The organism is Bacillus sp. SIMBA_005 (genome assembly GCF_046535585.1).
In the GTDB taxonomy this organism is placed as follows: domain Bacteria; phylum Bacillota; class Bacilli; order Bacillales; family Bacillaceae; genus Bacillus; species Bacillus pumilus.
This window is the reverse complement of the sequence record NZ_JAWRWI010000006.1, coordinates 51,201-68,298: the sequence shown is the minus strand read 5'-3', so window position 1 is coordinate 68,298 and position 17,098 is coordinate 51,201. Positions and strand designations below refer to the sequence as shown.

The window sequence follows — 17,098 nt, the reverse complement described above, 5'->3', positions numbered from 1 at the left end:
GTCATGAGCCTATGGCGATTCTCGTCAAAGATGCACTTTCGCTCGATATCATGAAGGGAACAAAGCTGCTTGCTGGAGAAAATGGACTGGACCGACTCATTGAGTGGGTGACCATCGTTGAAATTATCGAAGACACGTCGAGGCTTTCCGATGGAGAATTGCTCGTCACAACCGGATTCGGACTCGCGGACAATCAAGAAAGACGCGACCGGCTTGAGGAATTGATTCAATCTCAAAGGCTATCAGCCATCGCGATTTATAAAGGTGTGTACTTAAGCGACATTCCAGCATCACTCATTCAAGCGGCGAAAAACAGCGGCATTCCGCTCATTGAGATTCCGCCGCACATCAACTTCTCAGATATTACAAAAGCCGTCTTAGAACAAATCGTGAGTAGTCAGCTTCATCAGCTTAAATATTCATCCGCGATTCATCAAAGACTGACCCAATTAAATGTAAGAAATAAAAATGTAACGCAAATTACAGAGGAACTGGCACATCTCACTGCAGCGAACATTGTCGTTCTTGATGTCTTTTTACATCAAACAGCGGCTCATCTCATCAAAGATGAAGTGACATACTCTCCTGCTTTTGGCTTTCTGACAGATCATGAACCAATTGATACCATGCCCCTTCTCAAGCAGGCAGAGGAGAAAGGGCGGCTCGTCTATGACACGTACGGAGCGTTCGTCCTCGCCGCATGTCCGGTGATTGCGATGGGTGATATTTTTGGGTTTATTGTGTCTTTAAAGAAAAAGGATACGTGGCATCATCTCGACGCGATTGCCATCGAGCATGCCGGGGCAGTGTATGCGATTGAATGGTTGAAGCAAAAAGCCATTCAAGATACAGAAAACCAAATGCAGGGACATTTGTTAGATGATATTTTGCAGCAGCAATATACAGAAGAAAACTACGTGGTCGAACAAGCAACAAAGCTACAATATGATATGAGCGATGAGCAGGTGGTGATCTATTTTCAATTCCAGCATCAGCACACACAGCTCGATCACCAAATGATGCAGCGTCTATCGCAATTACTCACGTCGATCTTTGAACGCAGACATATTCCTTTTTTGCTAAAGACAAGGCTCGATTCCATTTTTGTCCTAACACCAGCAGGAAAAAAAGCGTTTCAAGAAGCGGAGTGGTATCGCGCAGCAGAGGAATGCCGGAGCACTTGGTCTTATTTTTTCCCCGTCCATCCGATTGTCATTGGTATCGGGAGAGCCTATGACCAGATCAGTCTCTTTGCAAAAAGCGCGAAGGAAGCGCAGTATGCAGCTAGGCTTCTTCCGCTTTTAAAAACAGACGAGAGCATCATTCATTATCAAAAGCTCGGCTTATATGGGATGCTTCTTGAAATGAATGAAGCGGGTATGAATTTGCATGATTTTTACGTGGAGCTGTTAAGTCCGTTGCTATATACGAAAAAACAAGGGGCTGACCTGATTCATACACTCGAAGTGTATTTGGCGCACAATGAAAATATTCAAAAATCTGCGGGAGAATTATTTATTCATAGACATACGTTAAGCTACCGGCTGAAACAAATTGAAACGAGAACAGGCTGCAGCCTCAAATCCACTGATGATCGGATGAAGCTGCAGCTTAGTATCATGGCGTACCGCCTATCTGGTCTGCTTGATCAGATGAGAACCATTTCATGATTCATTTGGCGTTTTGACCCATAGATTCATATCTTCCATTTTGTCAAAAATATAGCAGTTGTTTTGAAAGCGCCCAGTGTACGTATACCCGAGCTGATAAAATACTTGATTCATTCCATAGGACAGTGCACGGGCAAGAGAATAAAAGACATAGATATGCATCGACTGGAGTTCTTTTTCAAGGGCTAGAATCAAATGATGCATGAATCCTAGTTTTCTATATGAAGGAAGGGTCGCACAGTCTGTTAATTCTGCATGACCATACGGCGCATTGATCTCAGCGGATGCTGCACTCACAATGTGTCCCTCATGTTCAACAACATAAAAAATGGTCCCTTCCTCCATTACCTTTTGAATATAATCTGACTCGTTCATTGGCGTAGGGTACGTTTCAAAGACGGTATCATAGAGCTTTGCCAGCTTGTGAATATCCTTTGGATCGGCTTTTCTCATCACATACTCATCCTGCCATGTGCCTTGGTCTTTTTTGATTACTTTTGCTTGAATGGATGCGACGATCTCATCTTCCTCCAGCCAATACGAACTGTTCATTCGATCCTCAGTGAGAAAAAGCGACATACCGTAAGCGTCACTTCCAAAGAAATAATGAGAAAACACCCCTTCAAGCCGAAAGCCTTTTTCTAAAAAAAGCGGCACATGCTCACGTCTTACTTTCACAATGACCTTAGAAGCCTTACAGTCCGCCGCTTCCTTTAGAACCGACTGAATCACATCCCGCACCCTGCCGCTGTAGTCATCCAAACGGATTCGCTCATTAAATGAATCAATACAGATCGAGGCAGAAAAACGCTCGTTCGCAAGTTCCTTCAATTGCACCATATACTCATTCCTTTCCTATGAATCAGCTAATAAAGAATGTCCAAATTAGAAATGAAGAAATAGCAATGCCAGAAAAAATTGAAATGATCATATAGCTAATGGCTGAGGCTTTTTTCATTTTATTCTGCTTAATGGCAATCAACATGACGTTATTTATAGTTATGAGAAATAAAATAAGTATGACGATTGCAAAGATAATAAATGCTATGATTTCCATGTTTCCTCCCAATATCTATTCGTGATCCCATACTACTTCTTCATATTCAATCGGCATCCCTTCTCATGAACAAAAAACACCTTTCCATCTCATCAGATAGAAAGGTGTTTTGATTAAACGGATTTCCCCGCAGCCTTCAGCGCACGGGCGCCAATGTCACGGCGATAAAATAGACCTGGCTGAATGATTTCTTCAACCGCTTCATACACTCTTGATCTTGCCGCTTCAAATGTGTTGTCAAATGCGGTCACATTCGCTACACGGCCGCCATTTGTGACGAATTGATCGTTTTCTTTTTTTGTTCCTGCGTGGAAGGTCACGACATCAGACACCGTCGTTTGCAAAGCGCCGATTGGCGTACCTTTTGCGTAGTCCTCAGGGTATCCTTCTGATGCAAGAACTACACTGACAGCCGCAGTGTCTTTCCACTGTAAGTCCACATCTTTTCCGTCTAGAATATCGAGGAAAACTTGAACTAGATCTGATTCAAGACGAGGAAGAACCACCTGCGTTTCAGGATCGCCAAAGCGTGCGTTGAACTCAATGACTTTTGAGCCTTCTGGCGTAAGCATTAAGCCTGCATATAAAATGCCTGTAAACGGACGCTCTTCCTGCACCATTGCGCGAGCCGCCGGTTTGACGACATCTTCCACCGCTTTTTGGACGACTTCATCTGAAATTTGCGGAACTGGTGAATAAGCGCCCATCCCGCCGGTATTCGGTCCTTTGTCATCTTCAAATGCACGTTTGTGATCTTGCGCGATCACCATTGGGTACACCTTTTCTCCATTGACAAAGGCCATCAATGAAAATTCCTCACCTGTTAAAAATTCCTCGATGACGACAGATGCACTCGCATCGCCAAACTTTTCATCCTCTAAAAAGTCATGCAGGCAGCTGATCGCCTCTTCAAGTGTCATTGCGACTGTCACGCCTTTTCCTGCTGCGAGACCATCGGCTTTAATGACAATTGGGGCACCCTTTTCTTCCACATATGCCTTCGCTTTTTCAAATGATGTGAAGGTGGCATAAGCGGCTGTCGGGATCTCATAATTTTTCATTAAGTCTTTTGCAAATTCCTTTGAGCCTTCAATGACTGCGGCTTTTGCATTTGGACCAAATACCTTTAAACCTGCCTCTTCAAATGCATCGACGACACCTGCAATTAAAGGAACCTCTGGACCGACAATCGTTAAGCCGATTTCATTGTCTTTTGCAAAATGAATTAATGCCTCATGATCACCTTCGTCGATTGGGACAAGCTTCGCAGCATCTGTCATTCCATCATTGCCGGGTGCGACAAATACTTGGCTGACAAGTTCACTTTGGTTCACTTTCCATGCGATGGTATGCTCTCTTCCGCCTCTGCCGATAATTAATACGTTCACACTGTCATCCCCTTAATGTTTGAAATGTCTAACGCCAGTGAAGACCATGGCGATGCCGTATTCATCTGCTTTTTGGATTGATTCTTCATCACGAATGGAACCACCTGGCTGGATGATCGCTGTGACGCCTGCCTTTGCAGCAGCTTCCACTGTATCGCCCATTGGGAAGAACGCATCAGAGCCTAGTGCGCTTCCTTTCGCTTTTTCACCTGCTTGCTCAATCGCAATATTTGCTGAGCCGACGCGGTTCATCTGACCAGCGCCGATGCCTGCTGTCATTTGATCTTTCGCGAGAACAATCGCATTTGATTTCACATGCTTGACGACTTTCCATGCAAGCTTTAAGTCTTTCCATTCGTCTTCTGTAGGTTCTCTTTTCGTTGGAATAGAGATCGTTGCTTCCTCTAAGCCATACGTATCAATATCCTGCACAAGCAGTCCGCCATGAACACTTGTCAGTTGCTTTTCTTTTTTCCCAAGATCTGCTTCTACATCTAATGTTAATAGACGAAGGTTCTTTTTCGCTGTTAACACGTCAAGCGCTTCTTGGCTAAACGATGGAGCGATGACGATTTCTAAGAAAATCGTATGCAGCACCTCGGCCGTTTGCTTGTCTACTTCACGGTTAAGCGCCACAATGCCGCCAAAAATAGAAGTTTCATCTGCTTTGAATGCTCGGTCAAATGCTTCTGCAATCGTTTCTCCTGTACCAACGCCGCACGGGTTCATATGCTTTACAGCAACAGCCGCTGGCTCCGTAAATTCACGTACGATTTGAAGAGCTGCATCTGCGTCTTTAATGTTGTTGTAGGAAAGTTCTTTTCCATGTAATTGCGTTGCAGTAGCTAAAGAACCTTTGCTTGGAAGAGCATTTTCATAGAAAGTCGCCGCTTGGTGCGGGTTTTCTCCATAACGAAGGGATTGTTTTTTCTCAAACGTGACGGTGAACTGTTCTGGCTCTGTTTCGCCAACAAAATTCGTTAAATAATCCGCAATGAGGGCATCGTAAGCAGCTGTATGACGGAATACCTTCGCCGCAAGCTCACGTTTTTTCTCAAGTGACACGCCGCCTTCTTTGATTTGCTGAACGACTGTATCATAATCACGAGGATCGACAATCACTGTGACGTCTTGGTGGTTTTTCGATGCCGCACGAAGCATTCCCGGTCCGCCAATATCAATGTTTTCAATTGCTTCTTCATACGTTACATCGTCTTTTGAGATCGTCTCTTTGAAAGGATAGAGATTCACGACAACAAGATCAATCGGCTGAATGCCATGCTTTTCAATCTGTGCCATATGCTCATCGTTTTCTCTCACTGCCAATAATCCACCATGAATGTTCGGATGGAGCGTTTTGAGTCGTCCGTCCATGATTTCAGGGAATCCAGTGACTTCAGAAATCCCAATGACATCAATGCCATTCTCTTGAAGAAGCTTATGAGTACCTCCAGTTGAAATGACTTCAACACCAAGTTCTGTTAATTCTTTCACAAAAGGTACAAGATTCGTTTTATCGGAAACACTGATTAATGCGCGTTTGATCGTCATGCCTTCGTCACCTCATTAAGATAATTCTAAAAGTGATTTGATCACTTTTGGATATAGTGTGTGTTCTAGTTCATGCATTCTTTTTTCAATTGATTCAAGCTCTTCACCTTGTTCAATATAAATCGCGGCTTGGTCAATAATCGGACCTGTATCCATCCCTTCATCGACAAAATGGACAGTGATGCCTGCCACTTTGACGCCTGCTTGATAGGCTTGTCCGATGGCATCAAGACCTGGAAAGGCTGGCAGCAAGGATGGGTGGATATTCACGATTCTCCCTCTGTATGCTTCAAGTAATGTCGGACCAATCAGTCTCATGTACCCCGCAAGGAAAACCCATTCTACTTCATGAAGCCTCAGTTGTTCGATGATCGTTTGTTCAAAAGCGGCTTTATTTGGAAAAGCCTTCGGGGTAAAAGCAAAGGAGGGAATGCCTTCTTTCTCAGCACGCTCCAGCACCTTTGCACCCGGTTTATCACAAATCACAATGGCGGCCTCAGCCTGCCACTTTTCTTCTTTTAACGTATCTATAATGGCTTGAAAGTTCGTCCCGCTTCCAGAGGCGAAGATCGCAAACTTCTTCATGAGAGGCTTCCACCGCCGAATGTGACACCTTCTCCTTTTTGAACACGTCCGATGAGAAATGCTTTCTCTCCATCCTGTTCAAGCTCTCTAATCACATTAACAAGATCGTCCTCTTTTACAGCTAAGACAAAGCCAATGCCCATATTAAACACGTTGAACATCTCTTCTGCCTTTAACTGACCTTTTTCTTGAATAAAGGAAAAAATGGGTGGTACTGGCCATGAGCCGTTATCAATCTCAACGCCAAGACCTTCAGGCAGCATACGTGGTAAATTCTCAATAAAACCGCCGCCTGTTACATGTGCCATGCCGTCAACTTTGCCGGCTTTTACTTGTTTGAGAACGGGCTTCACATAAATTTTTGTCGGTTCAAGAAGCTCTTCACCGAGCGGTCTTGTAAAAGGTGCATACGTTTGATGCAAATCAAGACCAGCGTCTTCCAGCAAGACTTTACGAACGAGAGAGTATCCATTGCTATGAATTCCGCTTGAGCTGAGTCCAATAAGCAAATGTCCCTCTTTGATGCTGTTTCCTGTCACGATTTCGTCCTTTTCAACGACACCTACCGAAAAACCAGCAATATCATATTCTTCTTCTGTGTAAAGACCTGGCATTTCGGCTGTCTCACCGCCGACAAGTGCTGAACCAGACTGCTCACATCCGTCAGCCACACCTTTGACAATCGATTCAATTTTTACCGGATCTGCTTTTCCAACGGCTAAGTAATCTAAGAAAAAGAGCGGTTCTGCCCCCTGTGCAAGCACATCGTTGACACACATGGCCACGGCATCGACGCCGATCGTATCGTGTTTATTCATTAAAAAGGCAAGCTTTAATTTCGTTCCGACACCATCTGTTCCTGAAACAAGAACGGGCTTTTTGTATGGCAGCTCAGATAGATCAAACATACCGCCAAATCCACCTAGAGCGCCCATAACACCTGCTCGTTTTGTACGTTCAACGTGTGTTTTCATTCGTTTGACGGCTTCGTACCCTGCTTCGATGTCGACACCGGCGTTTTTATATGCTTCTGACATCCCATTCACTCCTTTTAGCTGCTGCTTTCCATGTATTTTCGGCAGAATGAAAGAGCAGCATATCAACTCATCTTGACTGCTGCTCCTTTATTCGATTATTTCGTCAGGACCGTTTCCTTCACATGCGGAAGAACCGTATCTTCATATATTTCAGTCGGGTATTTCCCAGTAAAGCATGCCAAACACTGACCGCGCTGCGGATCATCATACTTTCTGCCAATCCCGTCCATTAAACCGTCTACAGATAAAAATGCAATGGTGTCTGCACCGATTTCCTGTCTAATTTCTTCCACTGAATGAGATGACGCAATTAGCTCTTCGTGTGTGGATGTATCAATCCCATAAAAACATGGATGTGCGATTGGCGGTGAACTAATACGTACATGGACTTCCGTCGCACCCGCTTCTCTTAGCATCGTGACAATTCTGCGGCTTGTTGTCCCGCGTACGATGGAATCATCCACCATCACGACACGCTTTCCTTCGACTACACCGCGTACAGCAGACAGTTTCATCCGTACGCCCTGCTCACGCAATGCTTGAGACGGCTGGATAAATGTCCGGCCGACATAACGATTTTTAATCAATCCGAGCTCATACGGAATACCTGTTGCTTCGGCATATCCAATCGCTGCAGAAATACTGGAATCTGGTACACCTGTCACAACATCTGCTTCGACATGTGCTTCCTCAGCAAGCTTTTTGCCAAGATTCTTTCTCGCACTATGCACATTGATACCGTTAATATTGCTGTCAGGTCTTGAGAAATAAATGTATTCCATGCTGCACATGCTGCGGTTAATGTTCATCGAGAAGCGCTCAGATTTGAGGCCTTCATCATTAATAATCAGCATTTCGCCAGGCTCCACATCACGTAAATACGTGGCACCGACAACATCAAATGCACAAGTTTCAGAAGCGACAACATAAGCATCCCCAAGCATACCAAGTGAAAGCGGGCGTAAACCGTTCGGATCAAGCGCCACGATCATTTCTGTTTCCGTCATGATTAAGAAAGCATAGGCTCCCTTAAGCATGGACAGTGCATTTTTGATCTGCTCTTTTAATTCCATATGCCCACTGCGCTTAATTAAATGAGCCAGCACTTCGGTATCAGAAGAGGTCTGAAAAATACTCCCTTGGTTTTCTAGCTGCTGCTTTAACTGCGTTGCATTCACTAAGTTTCCATTATGAGCAAGGGCAAGGCTGCCATTGTTTTGCGAACGGAAGAAGAGGGGCTGCACATTTTCAAAGCCGCCTCCACCTGCTGTCGCATACCGAACATGTCCAATCGCACCTTTTCCTTTCAAATCCTTTAGCTCACCGTTTTGAAAGACTTCCGTAATCAGTCCAAGGCCTTTGTGTGACGTCAGGTTCTCACCATCTGTTGCAATGATTCCCGCACCTTCTTGTCCTCGGTGCTGAAGGCTATGCAATCCGTAATATGTGATTTGCGGGGCTTCTTCGTGTCCCCAAACCCCAAAGACACCACACTCTTCATTTAAGCCTCTGATTTCAGCAAGCATGGGATCGCTCCTTTCCATGCACGTTCAAGCTCGTTGACCGCTGCATGAATCCATTGTTGTCCTTCTTGATTTTTGACAGTAAACACACCATCATTTGTCACCGTTCCAACTTCTTTCGCATCTTTGACAGCCGCAGCAAACGCTTCGCGGTGCTCCGGTTTCACTGTGACAACAAAACGTGACTGTGTTTCACTGAATAATGAAGCTTCGCTGTTTAAATCGATTTGGATATCTGCACCAAGTCCGTCAGTTCCAAATGTACTTTCAGCAAGTGCTACACCAAGTCCGCCTTCAGACACATCGTGTGCTGATTGAACGAGACCGTTTTGAATCGCAGCTAGCAAAGCTTCTTGACGCGCTAGCTCTACGTTCAAATCAATTTCTGGTGCTTTTCCGTAAATACGGCCTTCTGTCATCTTTTGAAGCTCACTGCCTGCAAATTCTTCTTTTGTCTCACCAATGACGAAAATCACATCGCCAGCCTGCTTGAACGATTGAGTCGTAATATGAGCAGTATCTTCAACCAAACCAACCATCCCAATAACTGGAGTTGGGTAAATCGCTGTTCCACTTGATTCGTTATATAAAGAGACGTTCCCACCGATCACTGGTGTGCTTAGCGTGCGGCAAGCTTCGCTAATCCCGTCAGCAGACTTTTCAATTTGCCAGAAAATTTCTGGTTTCTCTGGGTTACCGAAGTTTAGGTTATCTGTCACTGCTAGCGGACGAGCGCCTGAGCAGACAATGTTACGTGCTGCTTCTGCGACGGCGATTTTCCCGCCGACCTCTGGATCAAGGTAGAGATAGCGCGCGTTACAATCTGTTGTCATCGCTAGGGCTTTTTTCGTTCCGCGGATTCTTAAAACGCCAGCATCAGAGCCCGGTGCAACGACGGTATTTGTCCGAACCATGTAGTCATACTGATCATAGACCCATTCTTTACTTGCAATCGTTGGCTGCTGAAGGAGCTGCTTTAATGTCTGTGCTGCATCTGTGATCGCTGGAGCTTCCACTTTTGTTTCTAAAAACTCACGATAGTATGCAGGCTCACTTGACGGCTTATGATAAACCGGTGCTTCTTCTGCAAGAGCGTCAACAGGAAGCTCACACACCACTTCACCTTGATGGAGTAAACGAAGCATTTTATCGTCTGTCACATGACCGACTGATACCGCTTCAAGATCGTATTTTTCGAAAATATCAATGATTTCTTGCTCACGGCCTTTTTCAATGACTAGAAGCATTCTCTCTTGTGATTCAGACAGCATCATTTCGTATGCGGACATGCCTGTTTCACGCTGCGGAATGAGGTCTAAATTCATCTCAATCCCAGATCCTGCTTTACTCGCCATTTCCGCACTTGAGCTTGTTAAGCCAGCCGCTCCCATATCTTGAATTCCAACGAGCGCATCGTTTTTGATGACTTCAAGGCACGCTTCAAGCAAAAGTTTTTCCATGAATGGATCACCGACTTGAACCGCTGAACGTTTTTCTTCTGATTCATCAGAAAATTCTTCAGACGCAAATGTTGCACCGTGAATACCGTCACGTCCCGTTTTAGCACCAACATACATCACCGTGTTGCCGACACCTTTTGCCTGCCCTTTTTTGATGTCCTCATGATTGATTAAACCAACACACATCGCATTCACGAGCGGATTGCCTTCATAGCTTTGATCAAAATGAACTTCTCCGCCGACTGTAGGAATTCCGATACAGTTTCCATAGCCTGCGATCCCTGCCACTACTTCTTCAAACAAGTACTTCACACGCGGTGAAGTCAGTTCACCAAAACGAAGAGAGTTTAGTACAGCAATTGGACGCGCACCCATGGAGAATACATCACGGATAATTCCGCCGACACCAGTAGCTGCTCCTTGATACGGTTCAATCGCAGATGGATGGTTATGTGATTCGATTTTAAATACAACCGCTTGGTTGTCTCCAATATCAACGATTCCAGCGCCTTCCCCTGGACCTTGAAGAACATGCTCTCCTTTTGTCGGGAATTTGCTTAAAACAGGCTTTGAGTTTTTATAACTGCAATGCTCTGACCACATGACAGAAAAAATACCCGTTTCTGTGTAGTTTGGCAGCCTGCCAATAATGGATTCGATTAAAGCGAATTCTTCATCACTCAATCCCATTTGCTGATACAATTTCTCTTCTTTAATTTGCTTGTGACTTGGTTCAAGCAGTAGTGACATGAGTGTCCCTCCAATTTTTCACGATAGATTGAAACAATTTAAGTCCGTCTGCGCTGCCTAGTAATGAATCCACCGCGCGCTCAGGGTGCGGCATCATGCCGAGTACATTGCCCTCTTCATTCGTAATACCTGCAATTCGATTGACACTGCCGTTAATATCGTCTCCGTAAGTGAAAGCGATTTGGTTATTTTCAATAAGCTTCGCTAAAGTGTCTTCATCACAGTAGAAGTTTCCTTCACCGTGCGCTACAGGAACCGAAATGGATTCGCCTTTTAGATAGCCGCTTGTAAATTGCGTTTCGTTGTTCTCTACAATGAGTTCAACTGGACGACAGATAAATTTTAAGTCTTTATTTCGTCTCATCGCACCTGGAAGAATGCCAAGCTCCTGAAGAATTTGGAACCCGTTACAAACACCAAGAACAGGCTTTCCTTCCGCAGCTGCTTTTTTCACCGCCGGCATGATGTTTGAAAAGCGAGCAATCGCACCGCATCTTAAGTAATCCCCATAAGAGAAACCGCCTGGTACGAGTACACCGTCAAATCCGTCTAGACTCGTTTCGTCGTGCCATACATATTCAACTTGTTCACCTAACTCATCTTGAATCGCATGGTACATATCGATATCACAGTTAGAGCCAGGCAAGACGATCACTGCAAACTTCACTGTGCGACAACCTCCTCCACCTCATAGCGGTAATCTTCAATCACCGTGTTGGCCAGTAATTTTTCGCACATTTCTTTGACGACTGTGTCTAAATCACGATCTGATTTTTCAATGACAAGCTCCATGTATTTTCCGATACGGACATCCTTTACTTCCTGATAAGACATGCTGTGCAAGGCGTGCTGCACGGCACTTCCTTGTGGATCAAGAACGCTCTCTTTTAAGCTGACAAAAATTTTCACTTTATACATGTTTATGGCCTCCAAGTCTTTTGAAAATTTCTTCGTATGCATTTGTTAAGCCGCCCAGGTTTCGTCTGAACACGTCTTTATCAAGCTTTTCGTTTGTCTCTTTGTCCCAAAGCCTGCACGTATCAGGTGAAATCTCATCAGCTAGCAAAATACGATTCTCGTGATCTATTCCGAATTCAAGCTTGAAATCAATTAAATTCACATGGCAGTCTGAAAAGATTTGCTTTAACTCTTCATTGACTTGTCTTGTGATCTGTTTCATTTCCTCGACCTGCTCTGGTGTCGCTGCATGTAAAATGCGAATATGATCTTCTGTAATGAGCGGATCGCCGAGTGCATCATCTTTGTAGTAAAACTCGATCAATGGTGTATCCAGTTTTGTTCCCTCTGGAATGCCAAGGCGCTTTGACATACTGCCTGCCACCACATTTCGCACAACCACTTCAAGCGGCACAATCTGTACCTTTTGAATGAGCTGCTCTGTTTCAGAAAGGCGTTTCACAAAGTGATTGTTGATCCCTTTCTCATGCAGCATTTGAAAGATTAAGCTTGAAATTTCGTTGTTCAGTCTGCCTTTGCCTTCGATTTCAGCTTTCTTTTCGCCGTTAAATGCTGTCGCTGAGTCTTTATATTCAACATATAAAATTTGCTCGTCATCGGTCTGATAGATTTTTTTCGCTTTGCCTTCGTAGAGAAGTTCTTGTTTCACAGTCATTCAGGTTGGCCTCCTAATTTGAATGTTGGCAATTTTCAGGATTGGGCACCTGACAAGCAGGTGGCCCTTTTCTTACACAAGACCTAGACGTTCGAAAATCATATCGACATTTTTCAAGTGATAGTTGTAATCGAAGCAGTCAGCGATTTGTTCAGGTGTTAAGCGTGATGTGATTTTTTCCTCCGCTTCTACTAATGAACGGAATGGCACTTGCTTCTCCCACGCTTCCATTGCCTTTGGCTGAACCGTATCATATGCCTCTTCACGTGCCATGCCTGTATCGATTAATGCAAGAAGAACACGCTGTGAGTAAATCAAGCCAAGTGTGCGGTCCATGTTGCGTTTCATGTTCTCAGGGAAGACCGTCAAGTTTTTCACAATGTTTGAGAAACGGTTTAGCATGTAGTTCAGTGCAATCGTTGCATCTGGTAAAATGATGCGTTCAGCAGACGAATGAGAAATATCACGCTCATGCCAAAGTGGTACATTTTCATAAGCTGTCAGCATATATCCACGGATGACGCGGGCAATTCCCGTCATATTTTCAGAACCGATTGGGTTCCGTTTATGCGGCATTGCTGATGATCCCTTTTGTCCTTTTGCGAAGAACTCTTCTACTTCACGTGTTTCACTCTTTTGAAGACCACGGATTTCAACAGCAAATTTCTCAATGCTTGTTGCGACGAGTGCAAGAGTAGCCATGTAATCGGCATGACGATCACGCTGCAAGGTTTGGGTGGAGATTGGTGCAGCTTTGATGCCAAGCTTCTCACATACATATTGCTCAACAAACGGGTCGATGTTCGCATATGTGCCAACAGCCCCAGAAATTTTACCAAATTCGATACCGGCTTTTGCTTGTTTAAAACGTTCTAGGTTACGCTTCATTTCTTCGTACCAAAGACCAAGCTTCAGGCCAAATGTTGTCGGTTCAGCGTGTACACCGTGTGTACGTCCCATCATGACAGTGTATTTATGCTCTTTCGCTTTTTCTTTTAGGATGTCAACAAATCTCTCAATGTCCTTGAGCAAGATATCGTTTGCCTGCTTTAATAGATATGAAAGCGCCGTATCCACTACGTCTGTAGATGTTAGCCCGTAATGAACCCACTTTCTTTCTTCTCCTAGAGATTCAGATACAGCACGCGTAAAGGCAACCACGTCATGGCGCGTGTCTTGTTCAATCTCTAAAATACGATCAATATCAAAGCTTGCATTCTTACGCATAGTCACAACGTCTTCTTTTGGAATAACACCAAGCTCTGCCCAAGCTTCACAAGCGAGAATTTCTACTTCAAGCCATGCATTAAATTTGTTTTCCTCTGTCCAGATTGCTGACATTTCTGGTCGTGCGTAACGTTCGATCATTTCCCGTTTCCTCCATCTCTTTCAGTCCATATCTTTGTGATGTTTGTCATCCATTCATCATCAAGCTGTTTCATAAATGTCATATGCCCCATTTTGCGGCCGGCTTTTACTTCATGCTTTCCATATAGATAAAGCTTCGCTTCTTTGAGAAGCTCAGGATGCTCTATTGGGATGTCTACTTCATTGCCTAATAAGTTCACCATCATGCCCTCTGACAAAAGGGCTGTGCCGCCAAGCGGTAAACCGCATATCGCGCGAACGTGCTGTTCAAACTGACTCGTCTCACATAAATCGAGCGTATAATGACCAGAATTATGCGGGCGAGGCGCCAGTTCATTGACGAGCAGTTCTCCTTCGTTTGTCAGGAACAGTTCTACAGCAAGTGTACCCACTAGCCCCAGCTTTTCAGCCAGTGTCGTTGCCAGCACTTTTGCCTTCTCCTGAATGCTTTCATCAACTCTTGCAGGCACAATGCTCTGGAACAAAATGTTGTGCTTATGAATGTTCTCAGCGACTGGGAATACCGCAATCTCCCCGTGAATAGAACGAGTGACGATCACCGAGAGCTCCATTTGAAATGGGACCCAGCTTTCTAAAATACATGTTCCATGTGTAAGCAATTCAGATGCTTCGTGAAGCTGTCCTTTTTCCTTGATCACATACTGCCCTTTTCCGTCGTAGCCGCCTCTGCATGTTTTCAAAACGGCTGGCAAACCAAGTACGGTTACTGCGTCTTCCAGCTCTTTTTCATCATGAACGATGCGATAAGGCGCAACTTCACAGCCTGCATCTACAATCCCTTTTTTCTCCGTTTCACGATTTTGCGTTAAAAGAAGAAGTTCACTTCCTTGCGGTAAATTGGCTTCTTCCTTCAATTGATTAAGTGCATCGTAATCAATATTTTCAAATTCATATGTCACGACATCGCTGATTTCTGCGAGCTGTCTGATTCCATCCAGGTCACTATATGCAGCTGTGATTTCTGTATCAGCAACCTGTCCACAGGGAGATTGTGCGACTGGGTCTAATACAGCTGCCCGGTACCCCATTTGCTTTGCGCTGACGGCCATATATCTGCCAAGCTGTCCTCCGCCGATAATACCGATGGTTGCGTTTGGAAAAATGGTCTGCTTAGCCAAGCTGATCACTGCTTTCTAGTACAGTCTGTTTTGTTTGCTCTCTTCTTTCCTCAAGGCGAGCAGCGATTGTTTCATCAAAAGCTGAAATCATTTGTGCGGCTAGAAGGCCTGCATTTGTTGCACCGGCTTTGCCAATCGCCACTGTCGCAACTGGTACACCGCCTGGCATTTGAACGATGGATAATAAGGAATCCAGCCCATTTAGTGCTTTTGATTGTACGGGCACACCAATGACCGGCAGTGTCGTTTTTGCTGCGACCATCCCCGGTAAATGTGCTGCGCCTCCAGCACCGGCAATGATGACTTTTAGTCCTTTACCTCTTGCTTCTGCCGCATATTCAAACATCAAGTCAGGTGTCCGATGTGCGGATACTACCTGTTTTTCATAGGGAATGTCTAATTCCTCTAAGATATCGCACGCATTTTTCATTGTTTCCCAATCAGATGTACTTCCCATGATGACACCTACAAGCGGCTTCATTTTGTCCCCACCTTTAAGCTGATATTCGATTTTGTATCGTTTGACACGCTTCCCAAACCTAAGCAGCTTGTCAAACGCCGAACAAAAAGGCCCGATTTGCATTGCATTGTTAGGAAGCAACACAAACCGGGCCATGGTAAGCGCTGTTCGCTTTTGAAACGCCATGTCAGTTTTGTTCACTATCCTGCATAGTCCAGTCATTTACGGTAACTGGGTAGAAACTTATGGGCCATATTCCCAAGATTATATGAGGTTCGTGTTTTGATTTCATGTTTATCTTAACAACGGATGTTCATGATGTCAACGGATTTATCGAACAATCTATGAAGTCGTCGTTTTAATGTTCGGATTTAGACTATTTTTCCTTCAAATACGATTTTTTTCCCAATCGGAATGATCTGAATCGACCCATTTTCCTTCTTTTCCTGAAAAATGGGCTCCTCCATTCGTCGGACAGGCGAGTAGCCTTCCGCTGCCATCTGGGACAACACTTGATCGATCGTCATGTTGTCTTCCACATAGAATTTCTTCTTCTTTGGTTTTGCGGTCATTCTTTAATTCTCCTTTTCTTCACAGCCTTCACCCAGAAGCCGCCATGAATCGATTTGGGCTCATATGAAATGATAAATGCCTTTGAATCCAGCGTTTTAATCGTTTCATATAATTGCAGTTCATATTTCCTCGGTGTTAAAATTTGCAATGCTGTCCGGTCTCCTTCAAGACCGCCTGCTACCCAGCTGGTGACACCATATCCTTTTTCTCTCAATTGCCTTGGGAGATCGACATCTAATTCTTTTGTGATCACGTTAACAGTTGTGTAGCCAAGTGCCAGCTTCTCTTCAATTTTCATCCCGACAATGATCCCCATCCCATAACCTAACGCATACGCAATGACATTTTGGATTTGATCTAAGTTATCAAGTACGATACTTAATCCAATCACATAAATCAGCATTTCAATCGTACCAGCAAAAGCTGCTGCGTACCGTCTGCCTTTCATTGTTAAAATCAAACGCATGGTGGAAAAAGAGACATAGACAATATTAATCACTAAAATGATCAAAACCATGGTAAACGCATTGGATAAAAGTTGTTGAAGCACGATTCGAACCCCCTGCACTAAAAAATCAAATAAAGCACCCCATATTCTACTAGAGAACATACCTTGATACAATCAAATTTGCGCGAGAAAAACACATATATCTTTCGACAAGAACGGTGGTCTTTGTTACCAAGAGTTTACCCGTTTTTTCCTCTTCTCAACATGAAAACCTCCTTTTTCAAAAAAGGAGGTTTCAGATTGTTGACAAAGGGCTAAAATGATCTTGATTTTAGCCCTTTGTCTCCTTGTCAGCGTGATAGAAAACCTTTGCAGTCTAGAAAGGACGAGTACTGGCGCGGAGCGAATTTGACATTCGCGAGCACCAGCACGCAGGACTGACACCGAATGCGAGGG

16 protein-coding genes and 1 riboswitch are annotated in these 17,098 nt (G+C 44.4%); of the genes, 1 reads left to right on the top strand and 15 read right to left on the bottom strand.

The features are described 5' to 3' along the window. Positions 1-11: 11 nt before the first annotated feature. A complete protein-coding gene (locus tag SB660_RS11515; RefSeq protein WP_339165107.1) occupies positions 12-1,670 on the top strand; it encodes a PucR family transcriptional regulator in 1,659 nt (552 codons plus the stop codon). Here SB660_RS11515 and ablB read toward each other — a convergent pair. The 15 genes from ablB to SB660_RS11440 all read right to left on the bottom strand — a co-directional run bounded on the left by ablB (position 1,665) and on the right by SB660_RS11440 (position 16,744). Next, a complete protein-coding gene (gene ablB / locus SB660_RS11510; protein WP_339165105.1) occupies positions 1,665-2,510 on the bottom strand; it encodes a putative beta-lysine N-acetyltransferase in 846 nt (281 codons plus the stop codon). The genes SB660_RS11515 and ablB overlap by 6 nt on opposite strands. Positions 2,511-2,840: 330 nt before the next feature. Further along, positions 2,841-4,115 (bottom strand): phosphoribosylamine--glycine ligase, encoded by a 1,275-nt coding sequence (gene purD / locus SB660_RS11505; protein WP_410582627.1) that lies wholly within the window; start codon positions 4,113-4,115, stop codon positions 2,841-2,843. 12 nt (positions 4,116-4,127) lie between these two features. Next, entirely contained in the window at positions 4,128-5,666 is a 1,539-nt protein-coding gene (gene purH, locus SB660_RS11500; RefSeq protein WP_058015526.1) for a bifunctional phosphoribosylaminoimidazolecarboxamide formyltransferase/IMP cyclohydrolase, read from the bottom strand. 15 nt (positions 5,667-5,681) lie between these two features. Next, entirely contained in the window at positions 5,682-6,251 is a 570-nt protein-coding gene (gene purN, locus SB660_RS11495; RefSeq protein WP_339165102.1) for a phosphoribosylglycinamide formyltransferase, read from the bottom strand. Then, complete coding sequence (gene purM / locus SB660_RS11490) at positions 6,248-7,288, bottom strand: phosphoribosylformylglycinamidine cyclo-ligase (RefSeq protein WP_061406996.1); 1,041 nt, start codon at positions 7,286-7,288, stop codon at positions 6,248-6,250. The genes purN and purM overlap by 4 nt, the downstream gene beginning before the upstream one ends. Positions 7,289-7,383: 95 nt before the next feature. Then, on the bottom strand, positions 7,384-8,814 hold the full coding sequence (gene purF / locus SB660_RS11485) for an amidophosphoribosyltransferase (RefSeq protein WP_339165100.1): 1,431 nt from the start codon (positions 8,812-8,814) through the stop codon (positions 7,384-7,386). After that, the gene (gene purL / locus SB660_RS11480; protein ID WP_339165098.1) at positions 8,790-11,021 is read right to left on the bottom strand and encodes a phosphoribosylformylglycinamidine synthase subunit PurL; all 2,232 of its coding nucleotides are present in this window, start codon (positions 11,019-11,021) and stop codon (positions 8,790-8,792) included. The genes purF and purL overlap by 25 nt, the downstream gene beginning before the upstream one ends. Continuing rightward, positions 11,005-11,688 carry a phosphoribosylformylglycinamidine synthase subunit PurQ gene (purQ, locus tag SB660_RS11475; protein ID WP_058015531.1) on the bottom strand — a complete coding sequence of 228 codons (684 nt, stop codon included), beginning with the start codon at positions 11,686-11,688 and terminating at the stop codon, positions 11,005-11,007. Before purQ ends, purL begins: the two co-directional genes overlap by 17 nt. After that, entirely contained in the window at positions 11,685-11,939 is a 255-nt protein-coding gene (gene purS, locus SB660_RS11470) for a phosphoribosylformylglycinamidine synthase subunit PurS (RefSeq protein WP_003214349.1), read from the bottom strand. Before purS ends, purQ begins: the two co-directional genes overlap by 4 nt. Continuing rightward, the gene (gene purC, locus SB660_RS11465) at positions 11,932-12,654 is read right to left on the bottom strand and encodes a phosphoribosylaminoimidazolesuccinocarboxamide synthase (protein ID WP_061406993.1); all 723 of its coding nucleotides are present in this window, start codon (positions 12,652-12,654) and stop codon (positions 11,932-11,934) included. Before purC ends, purS begins: the two co-directional genes overlap by 8 nt. A 72-nt stretch (positions 12,655-12,726) precedes the next feature. Further along, positions 12,727-14,022 carry an adenylosuccinate lyase gene (gene purB / locus SB660_RS11460; RefSeq protein WP_058015533.1) on the bottom strand — a complete coding sequence of 432 codons (1,296 nt, stop codon included), beginning with the start codon at positions 14,020-14,022 and terminating at the stop codon, positions 12,727-12,729. Then, positions 14,019-15,161: a 5-(carboxyamino)imidazole ribonucleotide synthase gene (gene purK / locus SB660_RS11455; protein WP_410582622.1), complete on the bottom strand. Its 1,143-nt coding sequence runs from the start codon at positions 15,159-15,161 to the stop codon at positions 14,019-14,021. The genes purB and purK overlap by 4 nt, the downstream gene beginning before the upstream one ends. After that, positions 15,154-15,642, bottom strand: coding sequence for a 5-(carboxyamino)imidazole ribonucleotide mutase (gene purE / locus SB660_RS11450; RefSeq protein ID WP_058015578.1), 489 nt, complete (start codon positions 15,640-15,642; stop codon positions 15,154-15,156). Before purE ends, purK begins: the two co-directional genes overlap by 8 nt. 169 nt (positions 15,643-15,811) lie before the next feature. Next, positions 15,812-15,913, bottom strand: a riboswitch (purine riboswitch). Between the two features lie 79 nt (positions 15,914-15,992). Beyond that, positions 15,993-16,193 (bottom strand): NETI motif-containing protein, encoded by a 201-nt coding sequence (locus tag SB660_RS11445; protein ID WP_012009137.1) that lies wholly within the window; start codon positions 16,191-16,193, stop codon positions 15,993-15,995. Beyond that, positions 16,190-16,744, bottom strand: a complete 555-nt coding sequence (locus SB660_RS11440) for a DUF2179 domain-containing protein (RefSeq protein ID WP_024424505.1) — start codon at positions 16,742-16,744, stop codon at positions 16,190-16,192. The genes SB660_RS11445 and SB660_RS11440 overlap by 4 nt, the downstream gene beginning before the upstream one ends. Positions 16,745-17,098: the final 354 nt, after the last annotated feature.

Coding starts and splice junctions, on each gene's coding strand:
- SB660_RS11515 (WP_339165107.1), top strand. CDS start 12: ATGGCGATTCTCGTCAAAGATGCACTTTCGCTCGATATCATGAAGGGA.
- ablB (WP_339165105.1), bottom strand. CDS start 2,510: ATGGTGCAATTGAAGGAACTTGCGAACGAGCGTTTTTCTGCCTCGATC.
- purH (WP_058015526.1), bottom strand. CDS start 5,666: ATGACGATCAAACGCGCATTAATCAGTGTTTCCGATAAAACGAATCTT.
- purN (WP_339165102.1), bottom strand. CDS start 6,251: ATGAAGAAGTTTGCGATCTTCGCCTCTGGAAGCGGGACGAACTTTCAA.
- purM (WP_061406996.1), bottom strand. CDS start 7,288: ATGTCAGAAGCATATAAAAACGCCGGTGTCGACATCGAAGCAGGGTAC.
- purF (WP_339165100.1), bottom strand. CDS start 8,814: ATGCTTGCTGAAATCAGAGGCTTAAATGAAGAGTGTGGTGTCTTTGGG.
- purL (WP_339165098.1), bottom strand. CDS start 11,021: ATGTCACTACTGCTTGAACCAAGTCACAAGCAAATTAAAGAAGAGAAA.
- purS (WP_003214349.1), bottom strand. CDS start 11,939: ATGTATAAAGTGAAAATTTTTGTCAGCTTAAAAGAGAGCGTTCTTGAT.
- purC (WP_061406993.1), bottom strand. CDS start 12,654: ATGACTGTGAAACAAGAACTTCTCTACGAAGGCAAAGCGAAAAAAATC.
- purB (WP_058015533.1), bottom strand. CDS start 14,022: ATGATCGAACGTTACGCACGACCAGAAATGTCAGCAATCTGGACAGAG.
- purE (WP_058015578.1), bottom strand. CDS start 15,642: ATGAAGCCGCTTGTAGGTGTCATCATGGGAAGTACATCTGATTGGGAA.
- SB660_RS11445 (WP_012009137.1), bottom strand. CDS start 16,193: ATGACCGCAAAACCAAAGAAGAAGAAATTCTATGTGGAAGACAACATG.